This is a genomic window from Bacillus sp. JJ634, from assembly GCF_036962285.1.
GTDB classification, from domain to species: domain Bacteria; phylum Bacillota; class Bacilli; order Bacillales; family DSM-1321; genus Peribacillus; species Peribacillus asahii_A.
Map to the genome: position 1 here is coordinate 54,955 of NZ_JBALMU010000024.1, position 21,260 is coordinate 76,214.

Genomic DNA, 21,260 nt, shown 5'->3' on the forward strand with positions numbered 1-21,260 from the left:
TGGAAAGTATGAACATTGCAACAGTTATTGTGGATGTTCCCGCAAAGCAAACCGACCGTGAATTTGATTATCGAATTCCTGACAAATGGACAAACATCATTCAACCGGGCATGCGCGTAATTGTCCCGTTTGGCCCGAGAATGGTACAAGGATTTGTGGTCGGGTTGAAAGATCATAGTGAGTGGAATAAGTTGCGTAATATGAAAGAGCCGATGGATTTAGAACCGGTCTTAAATAAGGAATTGCTGCAGCTTGCCAATTGGATGACACGGGAAGCGATGTGTTTTAAAATCACCGCTTTACAAGCAATGCTCCCAGCAGCGATGAAAGCAAAATATGAAAAAGTCCTTAATATAATCGAAGAAAAAAAGGGTGAGTTGTCTCCTATTGTTCTTGCTGCAATGGGACATCGTTCTTCCATCACTTGGAAGGAAGTCATTGAAGGAGAACATGGGGCTCTTTTTCAAAAGGAAGTACAACAGGGGCATCTTGAGCTTGTTTATTATGTGAAGAATAAATTAAATAAAAAAACAATCAAAGTGATTCGCCCATTACATACAGGGGAAAAGCTTGCGGAAATTGCACTCACTTTTACCGGAAATGCGAAAAAACAGCGTGAGGTTTTACAATATGTCTGTGCGCATCCTGAACCTATTTCGTTAAAAGAGTTGCTTGAAGTAACTCATGCATCGAACGGGACGGTCAAAGCATTAGTCAAGAAGCAGCTGCTCGCTGAAGAAAATCAGGAAGTATATCGTAATCCGTATGAAAATCGAATCTTTGAACGGTCAGAGCCGCTGTCGTTAACGACTGAGCAAGCTTTAGCGCTGCACCCGATTCAAGAAAATATTAGGAACAAAGAACATGAGGTGTTTCTTCTATATGGAGTAACAGGAAGCGGGAAAACGGAAGTCTATCTTCAAGCCATTGCTTCTGTTATTGAAAAGGGTGAGGAAGCGATTATGCTTGTTCCGGAAATTTCGTTAACACCGCAAACGGTCAAACGCTTTAAAGAACGATTTGGTGAGCAGGTCGCTGTGATGCATAGCGGCTTGTCAATCGGAGAGAAGTATGATGAATGGCGTAAAATTCATCGTAAAGAAGTGAAGGTGGTCGTTGGGGCACGCTCGGCCATCTTTGCGCCCTTTGAACATCTTGGCTTAATTATTATCGATGAAGAACATGAAGCAAGCTATAAACAAGAAGAGACACCGCGCTACCATGCCCGCGATGTAGCGATTGAGCGAGCTAAATCACATCGCTGTCCGGTTATTCTCGGCAGTGCGACACCTACATTAGAATCGTTTGCCCGCGCTCAAAAAGGGGTATATAAGTTACTAACGATGAGTCGGCGTATGAATGAAAGTGCACTTCCAGCTGTTGAAATCATCGATATGCGCGAGGAACTTCGCAATGGAAATCGCTCGATGTTTTCAGAAATGCTGTTAACGAAATTAACAGACCGTCTTGAAAAAAGGGAACAGACTGTTTTGATGTTAAATAAACGAGGGCACTCATCCTTTGTTATGTGCCGTAGCTGCGGCTATGTGATTCATTGTCCAAACTGTGATATTTCTCTCACCTATCATCGCTTTAATGATATAATGAAATGTCATTATTGCGGTCATGAAGAGGGCATGCCAAATGTTTGTCCAGAATGTGAAAGTGAACATATTCGCTTTTTTGGAACAGGAACGCAAAAAGTAGAGGAAGAACTAGCGAAGATACTCCCTGAAGCACGCGTTATTCGTATGGATGTGGATACGACGAGCAAGAAGGGCTCGCATGAACGATTGTTGAATGCTTTTGGAGAAGGCAAGGCTGATATTTTACTTGGTACGCAAATGATTGCAAAAGGTCTTGATTTTCCTAATATTACGCTTGTCGGAGTTTTATCAGCGGATACAATGTTGCATTTACCAGACTTTCGTTCATCAGAGAAAACGTTTCAGCTTTTAACGCAAGTGAGTGGACGAGCTGGACGGCACGATCTTCCTGGGGAAGTAGTGATTCAAACATATACACCTGAGCATTATAGTATTGAGCTGGCTGCTCTTCAGCATTATGATTCGTTTTATGAACGAGAGATGTTGATTCGGAGGCAAAGTCATTATCCGCCTTATTTCTATCTTGTTCTTATTACCGTATCACATGAAGATGTCATGAAAACGGTGGCGACGACAGAAAAGATTACACACTATTTAAGAATGCATTTAAGTCCGCATTCTATTATTCTCGGCCCAGTTGCTTCACCGCTTAGTCGAATCAACAATAGATATCGCTATCAATGTCTGATAAAATACAAGCGGGAGCCGCAATTACATCATCATTTACACACGATTTTAGAGCATTATCAACAAGAATCTATACAACATCATTTGACCATTTCGATTGATTTAAATCCACAAATTATGATGTAGTCCAGTCGCGAGCTGCTAGTAGCGCTCGCGTTTTTAAATAAAATGATTGTAAAACGAGTAAGGGGATATCGCTTCGCGCGCCTTGTGCTTTTCTAAAAAGAATAAGACATTATAAAATTTTCAATATGTTTTGGTGTCTAGCTCCAGGCGCCATCGGCTCTATGGTCTAAGCAATCACTTCGAAAGGCAAAGAACGCCTTTTGTCAGCGCTTGTCTTATGCTTGTCGCCGATAAGCGGGCGCCTTGCGCTTTTCTAATAGGAGGTTTAATTTTTTGACGATTTTACCAATTGTAATGTTTCCGGAAAAAATTTTGAAACAAAAATGTGCAAAAGTCACAAGTTTTGATAAAAATTTGGCTAAGCTGTTAAATAATATGTATGAAACGATGGTCGAAGCAGATGGAGTAGGGCTCGCTGCTCCGCAAGTTGGTGTGAAAAAACAAATTGCTGTCGTGGAAATAGATGAGGAATCCGGTGTCATTGAAATGATCAATCCAGAGATTCTAGAAGCAGATGGAGAACAAACCGGTATTGAAGGGTGCTTAAGTTTTCCGGATGTATATGGCGAAGTAACACGTCCATATCGTGTAAAGATTCGGGCACAAAATCGACGTGGAGAATATTATGAGCTTGAAGCGGAAGATTTTTTAGCGCGCGCCATTCAACATGAAATTGATCATTTGCACGGCGTTTTATTTACAAGTAAAATTTCTCGCTATATAACAGCAGAAGAGCTAGAAGGGTTTGAGGAACAATGACAAAGATTATTTTTATGGGGACGCCGGATTTTTCGGTACCTGTTTTAAAGCGAATTATGGATGAAGGCTATGAAGTAATAGCGGTTGTAACGCAGCCTGATCGACCGGTTGGACGGAAGAAAGTATTAACGCCTCCACCTGTAAAAGTAGAGGCGGAGAAGTACGGTATCCCAGTATATCAACCAGAAAAAGTTCGTAATGAAGCAGATTTAGCTGAGATTTTGGCTCTAAAACCTGACTTAGTTGTGACAGCGGCTTTTGGACAGATTTTGCCGAATGAACTGCTGGAAGCGCCAAAGTTTGGCTGTATTAATGTCCATGCTTCTCTTTTACCAGAGCTGCGCGGCGGGGCACCGATTCATTATTCAATTTTGCAGGGAAAAGAAAAAACAGGTATTACGATTATGTATATGGCTGAAAAGCTGGATGCGGGAGATATTTTAACACAGGCAGAGGTTGTCATTGAAGAAGAAGATAATGTTGGAACACTTCATGATAAGCTAAGTCAAGTGGGGTCAGATTTATTAGCGGAAACTTTGCCGAAACTAATAAACGGAGAACTTACTCCCATTAAGCAAGATGAAGCGAAAGCAACTTTTGCTTCGAATATTAAACGGTCCGATGAAAAAATTGATTGGACAAGAACAGGACAAGAAATTTATAACCATGTGCGCGGCTTAAATCCGTGGCCTGTAGCGTATACACTATTGGAAGGCAGCGTCTTAAAAGTATGGCAAGCAAAAAAGCTTCCAGGCATGAAAGAATCCGCTCCGGGAACCATCATCGATGTTCGTGAAGAAGGGGTTGTTGTTGCAACAGGTAACGAAACCGCTATTCTCATTACTGAGCTTCAGCCTTCGGGTAAGAAAAAAATGCTGGCAAAAGATTATTTACGCGGTGCTGGGGCATTTATTAAAGCAGGTATGAAGGTAGGAGAAGAATAATGAAGCAAACGAAAAAGGGTGTGCGAGATATTGCCCTTGATATTCTCGAATCAGTAGAGAAAAATCAAGCGTATAGCAACTTGATGTTAAATAATGTAATTAATAAATACCAGCTTTCCAGCGCAGACAGCGGGTTGTTAACGGAAATTAGTTACGGAACGATTCAACGAAAGATGACGTTAGATTATTTTCTTAAACCGTATATTAAAAACCCGAAAAAAACACAGTCTTGGGTAATCAATTTACTCCGCATGTCTGTTTATCAAATGGTTTACTTAGATAAAGTGCCGGATCATGCGATTTTGTTTGAGGCAGTAGAAATTGCGAAAAGACGCGGCCATAAAGGAACGACATCGATGGTTAATGGTGTACTTCGCAATATTCAACGAAATGGCGTTGCTTCTTTTGAGGAAATTGAAGATGAAAGCGAACGTTTAGCGATTAGGACGAGTCACCCCATCTGGCTTGTGAAGCGTTGGATTGAGCAATTTGGCTTTGAAAAAACCGAGGATATGTGTGAAATCAATTTAACAGCGCCTTTGCAAACGGCACGGGTGAATGTAAAGAAAATTTCCCGCAGTGAGCTTGTGAGTATTTTAATTGAAGAAGGCTACGATGTTGAAGCGAGCGATATTTTGCCCGAAGCGATTATTTGTTATCGCGGGAACTTAGCTCATTCTGAAAGCTATAAATTAGGATACCTATCCATTCAAGATGAAAGCTCGATGCTCGTTGCTCATGCTTTAGGAGCAAGTGAAAATGATGCGGTTCTCGATTGCTGTGCAGCACCTGGAGGAAAAACAACACATATTGCCGAAGGGTTAACGACTGGACAAGTGTATGCTTTAGATTTGCATGAGCATAAAGTAAAGCTGATTAAAGATCAAGCAGAGCGTTTAGGGCTTCGAAATGTTAAAACACAAGCTGCGGATAGCCGGCATGTTCAAGACTTATTTAACAAAGAAGGGTTTGACCGTATTCTTGTCGATGCACCATGTTCGGGCCTGGGTGTTATGCGCCGTAAACCGGATGTGAAGTATACGAAAACAAAAGATGATATAATAAAGCTCTCTTCTATTCAACAAAAGTTGTTAGACGCAGCGGCACCTTTAGTGAAGCAAGGCGGGCGCTTGATTTATAGTACATGTACGGTCGATCGCGAGGAGAATGATCGAGTGGCAGCTGCCTTTTTGGAGAGTCATCCGGAATTTGAAAGCGATCTAAGTTTAAAAGAAAGAATGCCTGAGGCGATTGTGCCTTATGTGGAGGAGCATAGACTTCAAGTATTCCCTCAATATTTTGAAAGCGATGGATTTTTTATTGCAAGCTTTAGAAAGAAGGTACAAGCATGACAGAGATTACAAAGTCAACAAGAGTGAAAAAAGATACGAAGCCAGAAAAGCCATCGATTTATTCGTTAGAAATTCAGCAGCTGAAAGAATGGGCTGTTGAGAACGGTGATAAAGCCTTTCGTGGTGAACAAATTTATGATTGGTTATATAAAAAGCGTGTAAAAGGGTTTGCTGAAATGACAAACCTATCAAAACAGCTGCGTGATAAATTGGAAGAACAGTTTACATTTACAACGCTGAATACATTGATTCAACAAACATCTAGTGATGGTACGATGAAGTTTTTATTTGAGCTTCATGATGGCTATTCGATTGAAACGGTACTAATGCGCCATGATTACGGAAATTCTATTTGTGTTACAACACAAGTGGGATGCCGAATCGGCTGTACGTTTTGCGCTTCTACACTTGGTGGGTTAAAGCGTAACTTAGAGGCAGGAGAAATTGTCGCTCAAGTTGTAAAAGTACAGCAAGCATTGGATGAAGTTGGCGAGCGGGTGAGTTCCCTTGTCATTATGGGAATTGGGGAACCATTTGATAATTATGACAACATGATGTCCTTTTTACGAAACATTAATCATGAAAAAGGCTTGAATATTGGAGCACGTCATATTACGGTTTCAACAAGCGGCATTATCCCAAAAATTTATCAATTTGCTGAAGAACCTCTACAAATTAATTTTGCTGTTTCGCTTCATGCACCAAATACGGAACTTCGCAGTAAATTAATGCCGATTAACCGTGCGTATAAACTGCCTGATTTAATTGAAGCTATTAAGTATTATACAGAAAAGACTGGGCGCCGTGTTAGCTTTGAATATGGTTTATTCGGTGGAGAAAACGATACAGTGGAACATGCGGAAGAACTTGCTGCACTTATTAAAGGAATCAAGTGCCATGTAAACTTAATTCCTGTTAATTACGTACCAGAACGCAACTATGTGAGAACACCTCGTGAACAAATTTTTGCATTTGAAAAGACATTGAAGAAACGTGGTATTAATGTAACAATTCGAAGAGAGCAAGGTCATGACATTGATGCGGCTTGTGGCCAGCTTCGGGCCAAGGAGCGAAAAGAAGAGACGAGGTGACTCGATATGCGGACAATTTATAGAACAGATCGCGGTAAAGTACGTCAACACAATGAAGATAATGGTGGAGTTTTTATCAATTCCACAGGGATTCGCCTTGCCATCGTAGCCGATGGCATGGGCGGTCATCGTGCTGGGGATGTGGCAAGCACGATGACCGTTGATTTGTTAAAGAAAAGCTGGGATGAAGCAGGAGCTATCGAGACAGCGAATGAAGCGGAAAAGTGGCTGAGAGAGAATATTACGAAGGTAAATGAAGTTCTTTTTCAACATGCTGCGGAGAATAACGAATGCCAAGGAATGGGAACAACTATTGTTGCAGCTATCTGTACAGATAAATTTGCATCGGTTGCCAATATTGGTGATAGTCGCTGTTATTTGCATAATGAAAGCGGGTTTAAACAAGTAACAGAAGATCATTCTCTCGTCAATGAACTCGTTCGTACTGGTCAAATTACGAAGGAAGATGCGGAACACCACCCACGGAAAAATGTTTTATTGCGGGCATTAGGTACGGAATTGAAAGTAGAAATGGATATTGTAACGGTCATGTTTGAAGAAGAAGATATTCTTCTGCTGTGTTCGGATGGTTTGTCTAATAAAGTAAGTGAACAAGAAATGTGCAATATTGTGAAAAATGAATATTCACTAGAAGAAAAAGCAACGGCCTTTATTGATTTAGCAAATCATTATGGTGGCGAAGATAATATTACCCTCGTACTCGTTCAATTTTATGATGAAAGTGTAGTGAGGTGAGTCTGATGCTGGTTGGTAAAAGAATTAATGACCGCTATAAGCTGCTAAAAATGGTTGGCGGCGGCGGCATGGCAAATGTGTATTTGGCTCGGGACATGATTTTAGATCGCGATGTGGCACTGAAAATCTTGCGCATGGATTTTAATAATGATGAAGAATTCATTAAGCGCTTTAATCGTGAAGCACAATCGGCAACGAGTCTTGCTCATTCTAATATTGTCAGCATCTATGATGTCGGTGAAGAAGGCGATATCTATTATATCGTAATGGAATATGTCGAAGGAATGACATTGAAACAATACATACAAAAAAATTCTCCTATTCCTATTGAAACAGCTTTAGATATTATGAAGCAAATTACAGCTGCCATATCTCACGCGCATCATAACGGAATTATTCATCGTGATATTAAACCGCAAAACATTCTCATTGACCATGAAGGGATTGTTAAAATCACGGATTTCGGCATTGCGATGGCATTAAGTGCTACAAATATTACGCAAACAAATGCGGTGCTCGGTTCTGTTCATTACTTATCCCCTGAACAAGCGCGAGGGGGGATGGCCAATAAGAAATCGGACATTTATTCGCTTGGCATTGTGATGTTTGAGTTGTTGACAGGAAGATTGCCATTTTCAGGAGAATCAGCTGTCTCTATCGCTCTGAAACATTTACAGTCTGAAACGCCGTCACCGAAGCGATGGAATGCCGACATTCCGCAAAGTGTAGAAAATATTATTTTAAAGGCAACAGCGAAAGACAGCTATTATCGTTATGAAAGTGTTGAAGCGATGGGGGAGGATATTCGTACAGCGCTTGATCCGGGCAGGGAGAATGAAGCTCCCTTTTTCATCCCGCAAGATGAAGAGGCTACAAAGGCGATTCCGATTATTACGAATGATTATCTAGACAGCATCGATGAGACAATCGTTAGAGGACCAGAGAAAAATAAGCCTGTTTCCGACCATGATGAACCGACCATTGCGAGCGATAAAGCAAACCACAATAAGCCTGCTAAACAGCCTGAACAAGAAAAAACAAAGCGGAAAAAGGGACCGGTTATTTTAGTGGCATCTTTTTTAACGCTATTATTTTTGACAATCTTGATTATTGTAGTGTTCCCATCTTTGCTAGGAACAAAGGAAGTAGCGATTCCCGACTTGCAAGGAAAAGAGTTAGAGGATGCGATTACGGAATTGCAGCATATAGGTTTAGTACCAGGCAAAATTATTGAATTAGAAGACGCAGAAATTCCTGAAGATCATGTTATTAAAACGAATCCAAAGGAAGGTAAGAAAGTAAAAGAAGGCGCGAAAATTGACATTTATCAAAGTATCGGTCAAGAAACGATCGTTCTTTCTGATTATGAAGGGGAAAATATAGAAGATATAGAAAAGCAATTAGAAAAAATGGAATTTAAAGATATCGTCGTGACAGAGGAGTACCATGCTGATATTGCTTCTGGAACGATTATTTCGCAAAATCCAGTGGCCAATACGGAAGTTTTACCTGAGGATACAGTTATTGAATTTACTGTTAGTAAAGGAAGTGAACAAATTTTACTGAAAGATTTAACAGGCTATAGTGAGGCAGGTCTAAAAGACTATGCGCAAGATAGCGGTTTAATAATAGAAGTGGAGAAGGAAGAATATCATCAGTCTGTGCCAGAAGGACAAGTTATTTCGCAGTCCCCTGCTGCTCATTCTTCGATTGATAAAGGAAGCACAGTCAAAGTTGTATTATCAAAAGGAAAAGAAGAAGTACCGCCAAAAACGGTTACAAAAGAAATTACGATTGAATATAAGCCTGATGTTATTGGGATGGCTCAGTATGTTCAAATTTATGTTGAAGATTTAACACGGACAATGGATGAACCATTCGACTCGTTTCATATGACGGAGAATAAGAAACGAACGATTGATTTAACGGTTTCAATCGATAAACCTGCTAGGTATAAAGTTATGCGGGATGATCAAGTAATTATAGATGAAGAGGTACAGTATTCCGATTAAGAAAGTTTAGCAGAAGGAGTGGAGCTATGCCCGAAGGAAAAATTATTAAAGCACTTAGCGGGTTTTATTATGTATTAGATGGTGAAGAAGTGATTCAATGTCGCGGCAGAGGAGTATTTCGTAAAAATAAAGTCACGCCCCTTGTCGGCGATTATGTCGTCTATCAAGCTGAAAATAAAACAGATGGCTACGTGTTAGAAGTAAAACCGCGAAAAAACGAATTAGTTCGCCCGCCGATTGCGAATGTGGATCAAGCGATTCTCGTTTTTTCGGCAGTAGAACCAGATTTTAGTCCAGCGCTGTTAGATCGCTTCCTTGTATTGATTGAGGATAATGAAATTGATCCGATTATTGTTGTAAGTAAAATTGACTTAGTTCCTCAAGAGAAGCGAGCTCAGTTAGATGAGTACGTAAGCAATTATAAAAAATTAGGGTATCCTGTAATGATTACGTCTTCTGTCACTGAAGTAGGAATCGAAGAGCTGCTTCCATTTGTGGATGGAAAAACGAGTGTGTTTGCCGGGCAATCGGGTGTCGGTAAATCCTCAATATTAAATGCGATTAATCCTAAACTAGATTTAAAGACGAATGACATTTCATCTCACTTAGGCCGCGGCAAACATACAACAAGGCATGTTGAGCTTATTCATATTGGCTCGGGTCTTGTTGCGGATACACCAGGGTTTAGTTCGCTGGATTTTATCGAAATGGAAGTTGAACGGCTTACGTATTGTTTTCCTGAGTTTTATGAGTTAAGTGAGAATTGCAAATTCCGAGGTTGCTTGCATGATAAGGAGCCTCGCTGTGCTGTGAAAGCAGCGGTGGAAGCAGGAGAGGTTCCTGTTTACCGTTATGAACATTATAAACAGTTTTTAGAAGAAATTAGAGAGAGAAAGCCGAGGTATTGAACGATGGTTAAAATTGCTCCATCTATATTGTCAGCTAATTTTGCAAAATTAGGAGAAGAGGTTTTAGACGTAGAACGCGGTGGTGCGGATTATATTCATGTCGATGTTATGGACGGACATTTTGTTCCTAATATTACAATTGGTCCGTTGATTGTAGAGGCGATTCGACCAGTTACGAAGCTTCCGCTTGATGTGCATTTAATGATTGAAAATCCTGATCAGTATATTGAAGCATTTGCGAAAGCAGGTGCGGATTATATTACTGTTCACGTCGAAGCATGCCCGCATTTACATCGTACAATTCAATTAATTAAGTCTTTTGGTGTAAAAGCAGGCGTTGTGTTGAACCCGGCAACACCTGTTGTTCAGATTCAACATATTATTGAAGATGTAGACATGGTGCTGTTAATGACGGTAAATCCAGGCTTTGGGGGACAGAAGTTCATTCATTCTGTGTTACCAAAAATCGCTGAAGTGAAGGCGTTAGCTGATCAATTCAACCCAGATTTGGAGATTGAAATTGATGGTGGTGTAAATGAAGAAACGGCCAAACTATGCATTGAACAAGGTGCTAATGTATTAGTGGCAGGCTCTGCTATTTATAACCAAGAAGACCGAGCTGAGGCAATCAGAAAAATTCGCGGTAATGATTAATTGTATGGAAGGAAGCCGACTCAATACTTGAGCGGCTTTTTTCTATAGATGTATGGAGGAGTTATATGAATATTTGTATTATGGCTGGAGGGCCCAGTCAGTATTGGCCCAACTTACACATGTATAAACAAACAGCGAATCTGTGGATCGGTGTTGATCGCGGAGTATTGGCGTTATTAGAGCAGGGGATTACTCCTCATCTTTCAGTAGGAGATTTTGATTCGGTGACGAAGGACGAGCTTCAAATGATGCAAGCTCAATTACCAGAAGTATCGCTGTTTCCTTCGGAGAAAGATGAAACGGATCTTGAGCTTGCGCTTAACTGGGCCATTCGTCAAAAACCAAAGAATATTTATATTTTTGGGGCGACGGGAGGACGAATTGATCATTTTCTCGGAAATATTCAACTGCTTCAGCAAGAGACTGTTTTACAATGTTTAGATGAGACGGACATATACATCATCGATGAGAAAAACAGTGTTACTATAAAAAAGCCTGGGACATATAATATTCAATACGATTCAAAGAAGAAATATTTTTCTCTTTTGTCTGTGACGAAGGAAGTAACAGGTATTACGCTAACAGGATTTAAATATCCGCTGCATCAAGCACGATTAACGAGAGGGTCCACGCTTTGTATTAGCAATGAACTAATTTCTGAATATGGGAATGTTTCATTTGAAAAAGGCATAATAATGATGGTAAGAAGCAATGATTAAAATTTATGCTGGAGACAGATTCAGAATTCATCTTCTGTGCATAATCTGTTAAAAAGCTTATCTCGTGATAGAACATTCCACGAAATAGGTGTGGAGATATAAGAGGAGGGGCATAATGAAATTTTATACGATTAAATTGCCTAAGGTCCTTGGTGGTTTAGTGAAGGCGATGCTTGGAGCATTTAAAAAAGGATAAACAACAAATAAATGATAACACCCAGTCAATTGGGTGTTGTTTTTTATATAACGAGATGACCAAGCCGGGTTCGCTTTTCAAAATAAAAAGGCACCCTGGGGAGGATGCCGTTAACATTATACGCGTTCTACTTTGCCTGATTTAAGAGCTCTTGCAGAAACGTATACACGTTTAGGTTTACCGTCAACTAAAATACGTACTTTTTGAAGGTTAGCGCCCCATGTACGCTTGTTTGCGTTCATTGCGTGAGAGCGTTTGTTACCAGAACGAGTTTTTCTTCCAGTGATTACACATTGACGTGCCATGTTTAATTCCCTCCTAACTACTCTTGCTTAAGTTCAAAACTATCTTAAGTCTTTTGAAATACCTTAATAATTTATCATACATGCCGTGAGAATGCAATACTGTAGTTTATTACTTTCAAGAAAAATACCTTGACATATAGTTGGGAAGAATCATTTATAATAAAATAGGATGGCTATGACTTTTAAAACAAGGGCTATTATAGTAGAATGTTAAATAGTTAATGCGATTTTTTGGGAGGGTAAAGAAAATGTCTATCGAACTACAAACGAAATATGGACAAATTGATATCTCTATGGATGTAATTGCTACTGTAGCTGGCGGAGCGGCTGTTGATTGCTACGGAATTGTCGGGATGGCTTCCAAAAAACAATTTAAAGACGGTATTGCTGAAATTTTACGAAGAGAGAATTTCGCTAAAGGCGTTATCGTTCGTCAAGAAAACGAAGAAGTTCACATTGATATGTTTATTATTGTTAGTTATGGAACGAAAATTTCAGAAATTGCTCATAATGTGCAGTCGAAGGTGAAATATACTCTGGATCAAACAGTCGGACTTGCTGTTGATTCTGTTAATATTTTTGTGCAAGGAGTTCGTGTAACGAACGCTTAGGTATAGGAGGAAATTTTGTGTCAATTACAAGTTTAGACGGAAAGCGTTTTGCAGAAATGATCATTCAAGGGGCTAATCAGCTGGCAGCTCATGCTCAAATGGTCGATGCATTAAACGTTTTCCCTGTTCCAGATGGAGATACAGGAACGAATATGAATTTATCTATGACTTCTGGAGCGAAGGAAGTACAGAATAATGTGCAAGAGCATATTGGTAAAGTAGGAGCTGCGTTATCGAAAGGTTTGCTGATGGGAGCGCGTGGGAACTCCGGTGTTATTTTATCACAGTTATTCCGCGGCTTCTCAAAAGCGATTGAACATAAAGCAGCAATTACGAGCGAAGAATTTGCTCAAGCATTTGAAGCGGGGGTTCAAACGGCATACAAAGCGGTCATGAAACCTGTTGAAGGAACAATTTTAACGGTTGCTAAAGATGCAGCTAAGCAAGCGGTTGTTTCTGCTAAAAAGCATCGTGATATCGTTCTTGTGATGGAAGAAATTGTGGTAGAAGCAAATGCATCGCTAAATCGTACGCCAGATTTATTACCGGTTTTAAAAGAAGTAGGTGTAGTAGATAGCGGCGGTCAAGGTTTAGTGTTTGTATATGAAGGCTTTCTTGCGGAGTTAAAGGGAGAAGCTCTTCCAACTCGTTCGGCCAATATTCCAAGTATGGATGAGCTGGTAAATGCGGAGCACCATATGAATGTACAAGGGCACATGAATACGGAAGATATCGTATTTGGTTACTGTACAGAATTTATGCTGCGATTAGAGGCGGAAAAAGTAGCCAATCATCCTTTTGACGAAGAGTCCTTTCGTCAAGATTTAAGTGAGTACGGAGATTCTTTACTTGTTATTTCTGATGAAGAAATTGTGAAAGTACATATTCATTCGGAACAACCGGGAACTTGCTTAAACTATGGTCAACAGTACGGCAGCTTAATAAAGGTGAAAATTGATAATATGCGTGAGCAGCATACAGCGATTGTAAATGAAACGACCACGCCGTTACAAACAGCGCCAAAGGAAAAAGAACAATATGGTGTTGTATCGGTTGCGATGGGTGCTGGAATTAGTGAATTATTTAAAAGCATTGGTGCCAAGCAGGTTATTGAAGGCGGCCAAACAATGAATCCGAGCACAGAGGATATTGTTAAGGCGGTACAAGCTGTTCATGCAGAAACGATTATCATCCTGCCGAATAATAAAAATATTATTATGGCAGCTGAGCAAGCTGCAGCTGTGTTAGAGGAACAAGTTATTGTTATCCCATCTAAAACAGTCCCGCAAGGAATGGCGGCGTTACTTGCGTTTAATCCAGCTCTTTCTGCAGAAGAGAATGAAGCGGTTATGAAAGAAGCCCTTTCTCATGTGAAGACAGGGCAGATTACCTATGCTGTTCGCGATACGCAAATTGATGGCTTAACGATTGAAAATGGCGACTTCATGGGTCTTGACGAAGGGAAAATTAAAGTCAAAGGAAAAGAAAAGCTTCAAGTTGCAAAAGATTTGTTAGCAGAGATGATTGATGAAGAGTCGGAAATTTTAACGATTCTTCATGGAGAAGACGCGACAAATGAAGAAGTAGAAGCACTTGTTGCCTTTTGTGAAGAAACATTTGAAGACGTTGAAGTAGAAGTCCATAATGGACAGCAACCTTTATATGCGTTTATTTTCTCAATTGAATAAAAAGATCCAATTGAATGTATGGATTCGATTGGTCGTGTATAAGCTGTGAATCAGCAATAAACTGCATAAGTCATTAGGCTATGCAGTTTATTTTTCGAGGATGAAAGAAACAATCAAGCAATCGTTGTTGCGGAGAGGAGAAGTGAGAATGTTTCAGGAGGCCGCAAGTGAAGCGATGAACAATTTATTACAGCCTGTTACTGCGATAAAGGGAATAGGTACGGATACGGCCGCTTTGTTACATGAGATGGAGATTGATACCGTTATCGATCTATTAGAGCATTTACCTTATCGCTATGAAGATTATCGACTAAAGGATTTAGAATCTGTTGAACATGATGAGCGGGTGACAATTGAGGGGACAATTCATAGCGCGCCGCTCGTTAGTTATTTTGGAAAGAAGAAGTCGCGTCTAACGCTTAAAGTGCTAACAGGCCGCTATTTAATTACGGTCATTTTTTTTAATCAGCCCTATTTAAAAAGCAAGTTAGAAATAGGTGTAACGGTAACGGTTACAGGTAAATGGGACCGTCATCGTCAAACGATTACAGGTTCAGAATGCCATATTGGTCCATATCAATTAGAGAAAGAATTTGAGCCTGTTTATTCTGTTCGAGGCAGTTTAACGGTAAAGGGAATGCGGCGTTTGATGAAGAATGCGTTTGCGCAGTATGGTTCTTTTATTGAAGATAATTTACCTCCCCAATTATTAACTAGGTATAAATTGATGCCGCGGAAAGAAGCTTTGCAAACGATGCATTTTCCGCCATCCGCAAATGCTGTGAAGCAGGCGCGCCGCCGCTTTGTTTATGAAGAGTTTTTATTTTTTCAATTGAAAATGCAAGCGCTCAGAAAAGTCCAACGAGAGCAATCAAAAGGGATTGGACAAACCTATAATAAAGAGAGTGTAGAAGAGTTTACTCGGACTTTGCCGTTTCCATTAACAAATGCACAGCAGCGTGTCGTTTGCGAAATATTGGATGATATGAAGTCGCCGTTTCGGATGAATCGTTTGCTTCAAGGGGATGTTGGTTCAGGGAAGACGGTTGTTGCGGCTATTAGTTTGTTTGCCACGGTCTCTGCGGGCTTTCAAGGTGCTTTAATGGTGCCGACTGAAATATTGGCAGAACAGCATGCTCATTCTCTTTCACTCATGCTTGAACCTGTTGGAGTGAAAACAGCTCTGTTGACGAGTTCTGTTAAAGGGAAGAAGCGTCGAGAGCTATTGCAGCTGCTTGCAGAGGGGGAAATAGATGTGTTAATCGGGACACATGCTCTCATTCAAGATGAAGTGAATTTTCGGAAGCTCGGTTTAGTGATTACGGATGAGCAGCATCGCTTCGGAGTGGAGCAACGTCGTATTTTACGGGAAAAAGGAGCGAATCCTGACGTTTTATTTATGACAGCTACACCGATTCCAAGAACGCTTGCGATTACGGTTTTTGGGGAAATGGATGTGTCAATCATTGATGAGCTTCCTGCCGGCCGAAAAACGATTGAAACCTATTGGGCTAAACATCAAATGGTGGATCGTATTCTTTTGTTTATTGAAAAAGAGCTGCGTAAAGGACGTCAAGCGTATGTTATTTGTCCATTAGTGGAGGAGTCAGAAAAATTAGATTCGCTGCAAAATGTGTTAGATGTTCATGCGATGCTTTCGCAGTACTATTCAGGCCGCTATAAGGTCGGCTTAATGCATGGACGCTTGCCTGCGGATGAAAAAGAAGAAGTCATGAGGCAATTTAGCATGAATGAGGCACAAATTCTAGTATCGACTACCGTTGTAGAGGTTGGGGTGAATGTGCCGAATGCAACGGTTATGGTCATTTATGATGCGGAGCGCTTCGGGCTTTCGCAACTTCATCAGCTGCGAGGTCGAGTTGGACGAGGAAGCGATCAGTCTTATTGTATTTTGCTAGCAGATCCGAAAACAGAAGTAGGTAAAGAGCGGATGAAAATTATGACCGAAACAAATGATGGTTTCGTTCTTTCGGAAAAAGATTTAGAATTGCGCGGCCCTGGAGACTTTTTCGGCAAAAAACAAAGCGGGTTACCGGAATTTAAGATAGCGGATATGGTTCATGATTATCGTACGCTCGAAGTGGCGCGCGATGATGCGTCAAAATTAATAGCTTCACAGAGCTTTTGGAACATGCCGGAGTATTTGCCGCTGCGCACATATTTGGAACAAACAGGTGTGTTAGATGGGGAGAAGTTGGATTAATTTTAAAAAATAACTAGCAGATTACGAGTTTTCTTGCATTCTGCTAGTTTAACTTATATACTACTATTAGTACCTAGTCTTAATACTTTGGATGGTGACCTTCGATATGAGAAGAAACAAGAAGGAACGCCAGCAATTATTAGTCGAAACGATAGAAGGAAACCCTTTTATCACGGATGAAGAGCTGGCGAATCAGTTCTCTGTGAGCGTCCAAACGATACGGCTTGATCGTCTTGAATTATCAATTCCAGAGCTTCGTGAACGTATTAAAAACGTCGCTGAAAAAAGATTCACGGATGAAGTACGAGCGTTACCTTTGGATGAAGTCATTGGAGAAGTAATCGATATTAACTTAGATGAAAGCGCTATTTCGATATTAGACATTAAAAAAGAACATGTTTTTAGCCGAAATGGAATTGCAAGAGGGCATCATTTGTTTGCGCAAGCGAACTCGCTTGCTGTAGCAGTTATTAATGATGAACTAGCTCTGACAGCGAAAGCGTCTATTTCCTTTACACGTTCTGTAAAAGAACATGAACGTGTCATTGCAAAAGCAAGAGTGAAAACTTTTGATCACGTTACTGACCACCGTACCGTTGTGGAAGTGCGTAGCTTCGTTGGAACAGAACTAGTGTTTAAAGGTGAATTTGAAATGTATCGCTCATAATGAGCGGGAGGATGAATAAATATGAAAATCGCGTTAGATGCAATGGGCGGAGATCATGCTCCAAAAGAACAAGTGTTAGGAGCGATGAAGGCGGTTGAAGCCTTTGCAGACGTTGAAATATTGTTAGTGGGAAATGAAGCAAAAATCAGACCATTTTTAACGAATGATCAGCGTATTACAGTCATACATACAGAAGAAGAGATTTTAAGTACGGATGAGCCAGTCCGAGCCGTGAGACGTAAAAAGACAGCTTCTATGGTGCTTGCTGCACAGCAAGTAGCAGATGGAAAAGCGGATGCTTGTATTTCATCTGGGAATACAGGTGCGTTAATGGCTTCTGGACTGTTTGTTGTAGGTCGAATTGATGGAATTGAACGTCCAGCTTTAACACCAACAATGCCAACGATTGATGGTAAAGGGTTTGTGTTTTTAGATGTTGGGGCTAATTCAGACGCTAAGGCGGAGCACTTATTACAATTTGCGATTATGGGTTCTGTTTATGCGCAAAAAGTACGCAATGTCGCAAAACCACGAGTGGGCTTATTGAATATCGGCACCGAAGAAAAAAAAGGAAATGAGCTAACGAAAGAAGCGTTTGCTTTATTACAGCAATCTGAAGATATTCATTTTATCGGTAACGTTGAATCGCGTGATTTACTCAATGGTGCAGCAGATGTCGTTGTCACAGATGGATTCACAGGCAACATGGTGCTGAAAGCGATTGAAGGCACGGCGATGAGTGTATTTAAAATGGTGAAGGCCGCGATGATGAGCAATCTGAAAAGTAAAATCGCTGCGGGACTTTTGAAGCCTCAATTAATGGGGATTAAAAGCCAAATGGATTATTCAGAGTATGGCGGCGCTGGGTTATTTGGGTTAAAAGCACCTGTTATTAAAGCGCACGGATCGTCGGATGCTAATGCTATTTATAATGCCATTCGTCAAACAAGAGACATGGTTGTACACGATGTGACAGAGACGGTTGCCAAAACAATCGAAAAAATTAACAGTAAGTAAGGAGTGTAGACAATGGGAAAAATCGCTTTTGTCTTTCCAGGTCAAGGTTCACAAACAGTAGGAATGGGACAAGATATCTATCAAGAAAATGAGCGAGCACAACAAACGTTTCAAACAGCGGATCAAAAGTTAGACGTTGCTTTATCAAATTTAATTTTTCATGGTCCCCAAGAAGAATTAACTATTACATATAATGCTCAGCCAGCTCTTTTAACGACAAGCTATGCATTTTTTACTGCGTTAACAGAAGCAGGCATTACTCCAGATTATACGGCTGGACATAGCTTAGGCGAATATACTGCTTTAGCAGCTGCTGGTGCAATGAGCTTTGAAGATGCGGTATATACGGTTCGTAAACGCGGTGAATTTATGGAACAAGCTGTTCCGAATAAGCAAGGCTCTATGGCCGCGATTTTAGGAATGGATCGAGAGCTATTAGCAGACATTACAGCAGAAATTACAGAAACGACTGGAGAAACGGTTCAATTAGCGAATATTAACTGTCCAGGTCAAATTGTTATTTCAGGTACGCGAAAAGGTGTCGAGACAGCAATGGTACAAGTGAAGGAAAAAGGAGCAAAGCGTGCTCTTCCATTAGATGTAAGCGGTCCTTTTCACTCTGCACTTATGAAGCCTGCAGCAGACCAATTAAACGAAGTGCTAAATGAGATCAGTATTGTTCAAGCGGACATTCCTGTTATTTCGAATGTGACAGCGGAGCCGATTACAGAACCGACTGACATTCAAGAAAAATTAATCGAACAGCTTTATTCTCCTGTCCTTTGGGAAGATAGCGTGAAGAAATTGCTAGATTTAGGTGTCGATACATTTGTTGAAGTGGGACCTGGTAAAGTATTGGGCGGTCTTATTAAAAAAATCGACCGTTCTGTAAATATTTATTCCGTCTCGAGCCTAGAAACGTTAGCGAAAACAATTGAAGCTTTAAAGGAGGAGCGTGCATGATGTTAGAAGGTAAAAAGGTTCTTGTAACTGGTGCTTCACGTGGAATTGGACGTGAAATTGCGTTAGAATTGGCGCGTCTTGGTGCTGATGTAGCAGTCAATTATGCGGGCAGTGAAGCAAAAGCAAATGAAGTAGTGGATGAAATTAAAGCGCTTGGACGAGAAGCGATGGCGATTCAGTGCGACGTAGCGAATAGTGAAAGTGTAGCTGAGATGGTTAAAGCAACGATTGAACAGTTTGGTCGTTTAGATATTTTAGTCAACAACGCAGGCATTACACGTGATAATTTGCTTATGCGTATGAAAGAGTCCGAGTGGGATGATGTCATCAATACGAATTTAAAAGGTGTATTCCTTTGTACAAAAGCTGTGACAAGACAAATGATGAAGCAGCGCAGCGGACGAATTATTAACATTGCTTCAATTGTTGGTGTGAGCGGAAATGCTGGACAAGCAAACTATGTAGCGGCAAAAGCTGGCGTAATTGGCTTAACAAAAACAACAGCAAAAGAATTGGCGCCGCGCGGCATTACGGTCAATGCCATTGCACCTGGCTTTATTTCTACAGATATGACAGACGAGTTAACAGAGGAGATTCAACAAGCTATGCTTCAGCAAATTCCTCTTGCTCGTTTCGGGGATCCAAAGGACATTGCTTCTGTAGCGGCTTTCCTTGCGTCGGATGCTAGTCGTTATATGACTGGACAAACACTTCATGTTGACGGTGGCATGGTCATGTAATACACTGTTACAGTTAGGCTTTGAGTTTTTAAAGAAAATAAGGATGTAATCATTTTTGATGAGTACTAGTGTCTAGCTTTAAAAGCCGATAAATAGGCGTTTTTCGCTTGAGGGGAGGTGAATGCAGTGGCAGACGTATTAGAAAGAGTAACAAAAATCGTAGTAGATCGTTTGAATGTTGAAGAATCAGAAGTAAAACTTGAGGCTTCATTCAAAGAAGATCTTGGTGCAGATTCTCTAGATGTAGTAGAACTTGTAATGGAACTTGAAGACGAGTTTGATATGGAGATTTCTGACGATGATGCAGAAAAAATCGCTACAGTTGGAGATGCTGTAAATTACATACAGAGTGTATTGTAATGAAATGCTCTCGAATCAAAGCTCCGTTTTTTAAACGGAGCTTTCTCTTGTGGCCAGAATTAGGTATGATGGTAGGGAGGGGCAATTATAAATTTCGGGAAAATAAGTTTTTTAACCGTTGTGGAGGGTTTTATTAAATGCGCAGGAACGGAAATAATCATCAACTATCAGTCAAGGAGCAAAAATTTAAACAACTTCAGGATCGCTTAGGCATCCAATTTTCTCAGGTCAAATTATTAAAACAAGCATTTACCCATTCATCTTATGTGAATGAGCATCGCCGCAAGCTTTACGAAGATAATGAACGGCTTGAATTTTTAGGAGACGCTGTATTAGAACTGACGGTATCTAAATATTTATTTGAAAAATATCCGATGATGAGCGAAGGGGAGCTAACAAAGCTAAGAGCTGCTATTGTTTGTGAACCGTCACTTGTTACGTTTGCCAATCAATTAGGGTTTGGTGAATTTGTATTGCTCGGAAAAGGAGAAGAAATGACAGGCGGTAGAGAGCGCCCAGCGATGCTTGCCGATGTTTTTGAATCTTTTATTGGAGCATTGTATTTAGATAGAGGTTTAGAACCAGTCGTCGAGTTTTTAAGAAAAGTGGTTTTCCCGAAAATAGACGAGGGTGCTTTTTCTCATGTGATGGATTACAAGAGCCAGCTTCAAGAATTGATTCAACGTGATAGCAGCGGTACCATTCAGTATAAAATATTACAGGAAAAAGGACCGGCTCATAATCGTGAATTTGTTTCTATTGTTTTACTCAATGGAGAAAAACTAGGGTCGGGCTCTGGTAAATCGAAAAAAGAAGCAGAGCAGCATGCTGCCGAGCGTGCCTTGAACGTATTAAGACAAAAAAGATCATAATG

General features: G+C 40.5%; 21 protein-coding genes. 20 read left to right on the forward strand and 1 reads right to left on the reverse strand.

The genetic code is table 11. The annotated features are described in order from the left end of the window. Positions 1-8: 8 nt before the first annotated feature. From priA to spoVM, 11 genes are all read left to right on the forward strand, one after another. Positions 9-2,420 (forward strand): primosomal protein N', encoded by a 2,412-nt coding sequence (priA, locus tag V7068_RS04380; RefSeq protein WP_499711258.1) that lies wholly within the window; start codon positions 9-11, stop codon positions 2,418-2,420. Between the two features lie 273 nt (positions 2,421-2,693). Next, complete coding sequence (def, locus tag V7068_RS04385; protein ID WP_127759741.1) at positions 2,694-3,179, forward strand: peptide deformylase; 486 nt, start codon at positions 2,694-2,696, stop codon at positions 3,177-3,179. Next, the gene (gene fmt, locus V7068_RS04390) at positions 3,176-4,123 is read left to right on the forward strand and encodes a methionyl-tRNA formyltransferase (RefSeq protein WP_499711260.1); all 948 of its coding nucleotides are present in this window, start codon (positions 3,176-3,178) and stop codon (positions 4,121-4,123) included. Before def ends, fmt begins: the two co-directional genes overlap by 4 nt. Then, on the forward strand, positions 4,123-5,475 hold the full coding sequence (rsmB, locus tag V7068_RS04395; protein ID WP_499711262.1) for a 16S rRNA (cytosine(967)-C(5))-methyltransferase RsmB: 1,353 nt from the start codon (positions 4,123-4,125) through the stop codon (positions 5,473-5,475). Before fmt ends, rsmB begins: the two co-directional genes overlap by 1 nt. Further along, entirely contained in the window at positions 5,472-6,566 is a 1,095-nt protein-coding gene (gene rlmN, locus V7068_RS04400) for a dual-specificity RNA methyltransferase RlmN (RefSeq protein ID WP_119116613.1), read from the forward strand. The genes rsmB and rlmN overlap by 4 nt, the downstream gene beginning before the upstream one ends. Positions 6,567-6,572: 6 nt before the next feature. Next, positions 6,573-7,322 (forward strand): Stp1/IreP family PP2C-type Ser/Thr phosphatase, encoded by a 750-nt coding sequence (locus V7068_RS04405; RefSeq protein ID WP_499711263.1) that lies wholly within the window; start codon positions 6,573-6,575, stop codon positions 7,320-7,322. 5 nt (positions 7,323-7,327) lie between these two features. Further along, positions 7,328-9,334, forward strand: a complete 2,007-nt coding sequence (gene pknB / locus V7068_RS04410; RefSeq protein WP_499711265.1) for a Stk1 family PASTA domain-containing Ser/Thr kinase — start codon at positions 7,328-7,330, stop codon at positions 9,332-9,334. Positions 9,335-9,360: 26 nt separating this feature from the next. Beyond that, positions 9,361-10,242: a ribosome small subunit-dependent GTPase A gene (gene rsgA / locus V7068_RS04415; RefSeq protein ID WP_499711266.1), complete on the forward strand. Its 882-nt coding sequence runs from the start codon at positions 9,361-9,363 to the stop codon at positions 10,240-10,242. Between the two features lie 3 nt (positions 10,243-10,245). Beyond that, complete coding sequence (gene rpe / locus V7068_RS04420; RefSeq protein WP_252294218.1) at positions 10,246-10,896, forward strand: ribulose-phosphate 3-epimerase; 651 nt, start codon at positions 10,246-10,248, stop codon at positions 10,894-10,896. A gap of 65 nt (positions 10,897-10,961) precedes the next feature. Beyond that, positions 10,962-11,615 carry a thiamine diphosphokinase gene (locus V7068_RS04425; protein WP_499711267.1) on the forward strand — a complete coding sequence of 218 codons (654 nt, stop codon included), beginning with the start codon at positions 10,962-10,964 and terminating at the stop codon, positions 11,613-11,615. A 115-nt stretch (positions 11,616-11,730) separates the two neighbouring features. Then, a complete protein-coding gene (gene spoVM, locus V7068_RS04430; RefSeq protein ID WP_034302035.1) occupies positions 11,731-11,811 on the forward strand; it encodes a stage V sporulation protein SpoVM in 81 nt (26 codons plus the stop codon). 116 nt (positions 11,812-11,927) lie between these two features. Here spoVM and rpmB read toward each other — a convergent pair whose 3' ends face one another. Then, on the reverse strand, positions 11,928-12,116 hold the full coding sequence (rpmB, locus tag V7068_RS04435; RefSeq protein WP_028392895.1) for a 50S ribosomal protein L28: 189 nt from the start codon (positions 12,114-12,116) through the stop codon (positions 11,928-11,930). 248 nt (positions 12,117-12,364) lie between these two features. Here rpmB and V7068_RS04440 point away from each other — a divergent pair, with 248 nt between their 5' ends. From V7068_RS04440 to rnc, 9 genes are all read left to right on the forward strand, one after another. Further along, a complete protein-coding gene (locus V7068_RS04440; protein WP_127759750.1) occupies positions 12,365-12,727 on the forward strand; it encodes an Asp23/Gls24 family envelope stress response protein in 363 nt (120 codons plus the stop codon). A gap of 17 nt (positions 12,728-12,744) precedes the next feature. Further along, complete coding sequence (locus V7068_RS04445) at positions 12,745-14,415, forward strand: DAK2 domain-containing protein (protein ID WP_499711268.1); 1,671 nt, start codon at positions 12,745-12,747, stop codon at positions 14,413-14,415. A 148-nt stretch (positions 14,416-14,563) separates the two neighbouring features. Beyond that, positions 14,564-16,639 carry an ATP-dependent DNA helicase RecG gene (gene recG / locus V7068_RS04450; RefSeq protein WP_499711269.1) on the forward strand — a complete coding sequence of 692 codons (2,076 nt, stop codon included), beginning with the start codon at positions 14,564-14,566 and terminating at the stop codon, positions 16,637-16,639. 106 nt (positions 16,640-16,745) lie between these two features. Then, on the forward strand, positions 16,746-17,306 hold the full coding sequence (gene fapR, locus V7068_RS04455) for a transcription factor FapR (protein WP_252289978.1): 561 nt from the start codon (positions 16,746-16,748) through the stop codon (positions 17,304-17,306). A 21-nt stretch (positions 17,307-17,327) separates the two neighbouring features. Then, positions 17,328-18,323 carry a phosphate acyltransferase PlsX gene (gene plsX / locus V7068_RS04460; RefSeq protein WP_499711270.1) on the forward strand — a complete coding sequence of 332 codons (996 nt, stop codon included), beginning with the start codon at positions 17,328-17,330 and terminating at the stop codon, positions 18,321-18,323. 12 nt (positions 18,324-18,335) lie between these two features. After that, positions 18,336-19,286, forward strand: a complete 951-nt coding sequence (fabD, locus tag V7068_RS04465; protein WP_499711271.1) for an ACP S-malonyltransferase — start codon at positions 18,336-18,338, stop codon at positions 19,284-19,286. Next, complete coding sequence (gene fabG / locus V7068_RS04470; protein WP_499711272.1) at positions 19,283-20,026, forward strand: 3-oxoacyl-[acyl-carrier-protein] reductase; 744 nt, start codon at positions 19,283-19,285, stop codon at positions 20,024-20,026. Before fabD ends, fabG begins: the two co-directional genes overlap by 4 nt. A 126-nt stretch (positions 20,027-20,152) precedes the next feature. After that, the gene (gene acpP, locus V7068_RS04475) at positions 20,153-20,386 is read left to right on the forward strand and encodes an acyl carrier protein (RefSeq protein WP_127759756.1); all 234 of its coding nucleotides are present in this window, start codon (positions 20,153-20,155) and stop codon (positions 20,384-20,386) included. Between the two features lie 137 nt (positions 20,387-20,523). After that, complete coding sequence (rnc, locus tag V7068_RS04480) at positions 20,524-21,258, forward strand: ribonuclease III (RefSeq protein ID WP_499711273.1); 735 nt, start codon at positions 20,524-20,526, stop codon at positions 21,256-21,258. The last annotated feature ends 2 nt before the right edge of the window (positions 21,259-21,260 follow it).

What these genes read in the sequence shown, in the direction of transcription:
- V7068_RS04425 (WP_499711267.1), top strand. Translation starts at nt 10,962, where the DNA reads ATGAATATTTGTATTATGGCTGGAGGGCCCAGTCAGTATTGGCCCAAC.
- fmt (WP_499711260.1), top strand. Translation starts at nt 3,176, where the DNA reads ATGACAAAGATTATTTTTATGGGGACGCCGGATTTTTCGGTACCTGTT.
- V7068_RS04440 (WP_127759750.1), top strand. Translation starts at nt 12,365, where the DNA reads ATGTCTATCGAACTACAAACGAAATATGGACAAATTGATATCTCTATG.
- V7068_RS04405 (WP_499711263.1), top strand. Translation starts at nt 6,573, where the DNA reads ATGCGGACAATTTATAGAACAGATCGCGGTAAAGTACGTCAACACAAT.
- priA (WP_499711258.1), top strand. Translation starts at nt 9, where the DNA reads ATGAACATTGCAACAGTTATTGTGGATGTTCCCGCAAAGCAAACCGAC.
- fabD (WP_499711271.1), top strand. Translation starts at nt 18,336, where the DNA reads ATGGGAAAAATCGCTTTTGTCTTTCCAGGTCAAGGTTCACAAACAGTA.
- rlmN (WP_119116613.1), top strand. Translation starts at nt 5,472, where the DNA reads ATGACAGAGATTACAAAGTCAACAAGAGTGAAAAAAGATACGAAGCCA.
- rsmB (WP_499711262.1), top strand. Translation starts at nt 4,123, where the DNA reads ATGAAGCAAACGAAAAAGGGTGTGCGAGATATTGCCCTTGATATTCTC.
- recG (WP_499711269.1), top strand. Translation starts at nt 14,564, where the DNA reads ATGTTTCAGGAGGCCGCAAGTGAAGCGATGAACAATTTATTACAGCCT.
- spoVM (WP_034302035.1), top strand. Translation starts at nt 11,731, where the DNA reads ATGAAATTTTATACGATTAAATTGCCTAAGGTCCTTGGTGGTTTAGTG.
- pknB (WP_499711265.1), top strand. Translation starts at nt 7,328, where the DNA reads ATGCTGGTTGGTAAAAGAATTAATGACCGCTATAAGCTGCTAAAAATG.
- plsX (WP_499711270.1), top strand. Translation starts at nt 17,328, where the DNA reads ATGAAAATCGCGTTAGATGCAATGGGCGGAGATCATGCTCCAAAAGAA.
- rpe (WP_252294218.1), top strand. Translation starts at nt 10,246, where the DNA reads ATGGTTAAAATTGCTCCATCTATATTGTCAGCTAATTTTGCAAAATTA.
- fapR (WP_252289978.1), top strand. Translation starts at nt 16,746, where the DNA reads ATGAGAAGAAACAAGAAGGAACGCCAGCAATTATTAGTCGAAACGATA.
- rsgA (WP_499711266.1), top strand. Translation starts at nt 9,361, where the DNA reads ATGCCCGAAGGAAAAATTATTAAAGCACTTAGCGGGTTTTATTATGTA.
- fabG (WP_499711272.1), top strand. Translation starts at nt 19,283, where the DNA reads ATGATGTTAGAAGGTAAAAAGGTTCTTGTAACTGGTGCTTCACGTGGA.
- rnc (WP_499711273.1), top strand. Translation starts at nt 20,524, where the DNA reads ATGCGCAGGAACGGAAATAATCATCAACTATCAGTCAAGGAGCAAAAA.
- rpmB (WP_028392895.1), bottom strand. Translation starts at nt 12,116, where the DNA reads ATGGCACGTCAATGTGTAATCACTGGAAGAAAAACTCGTTCTGGTAAC.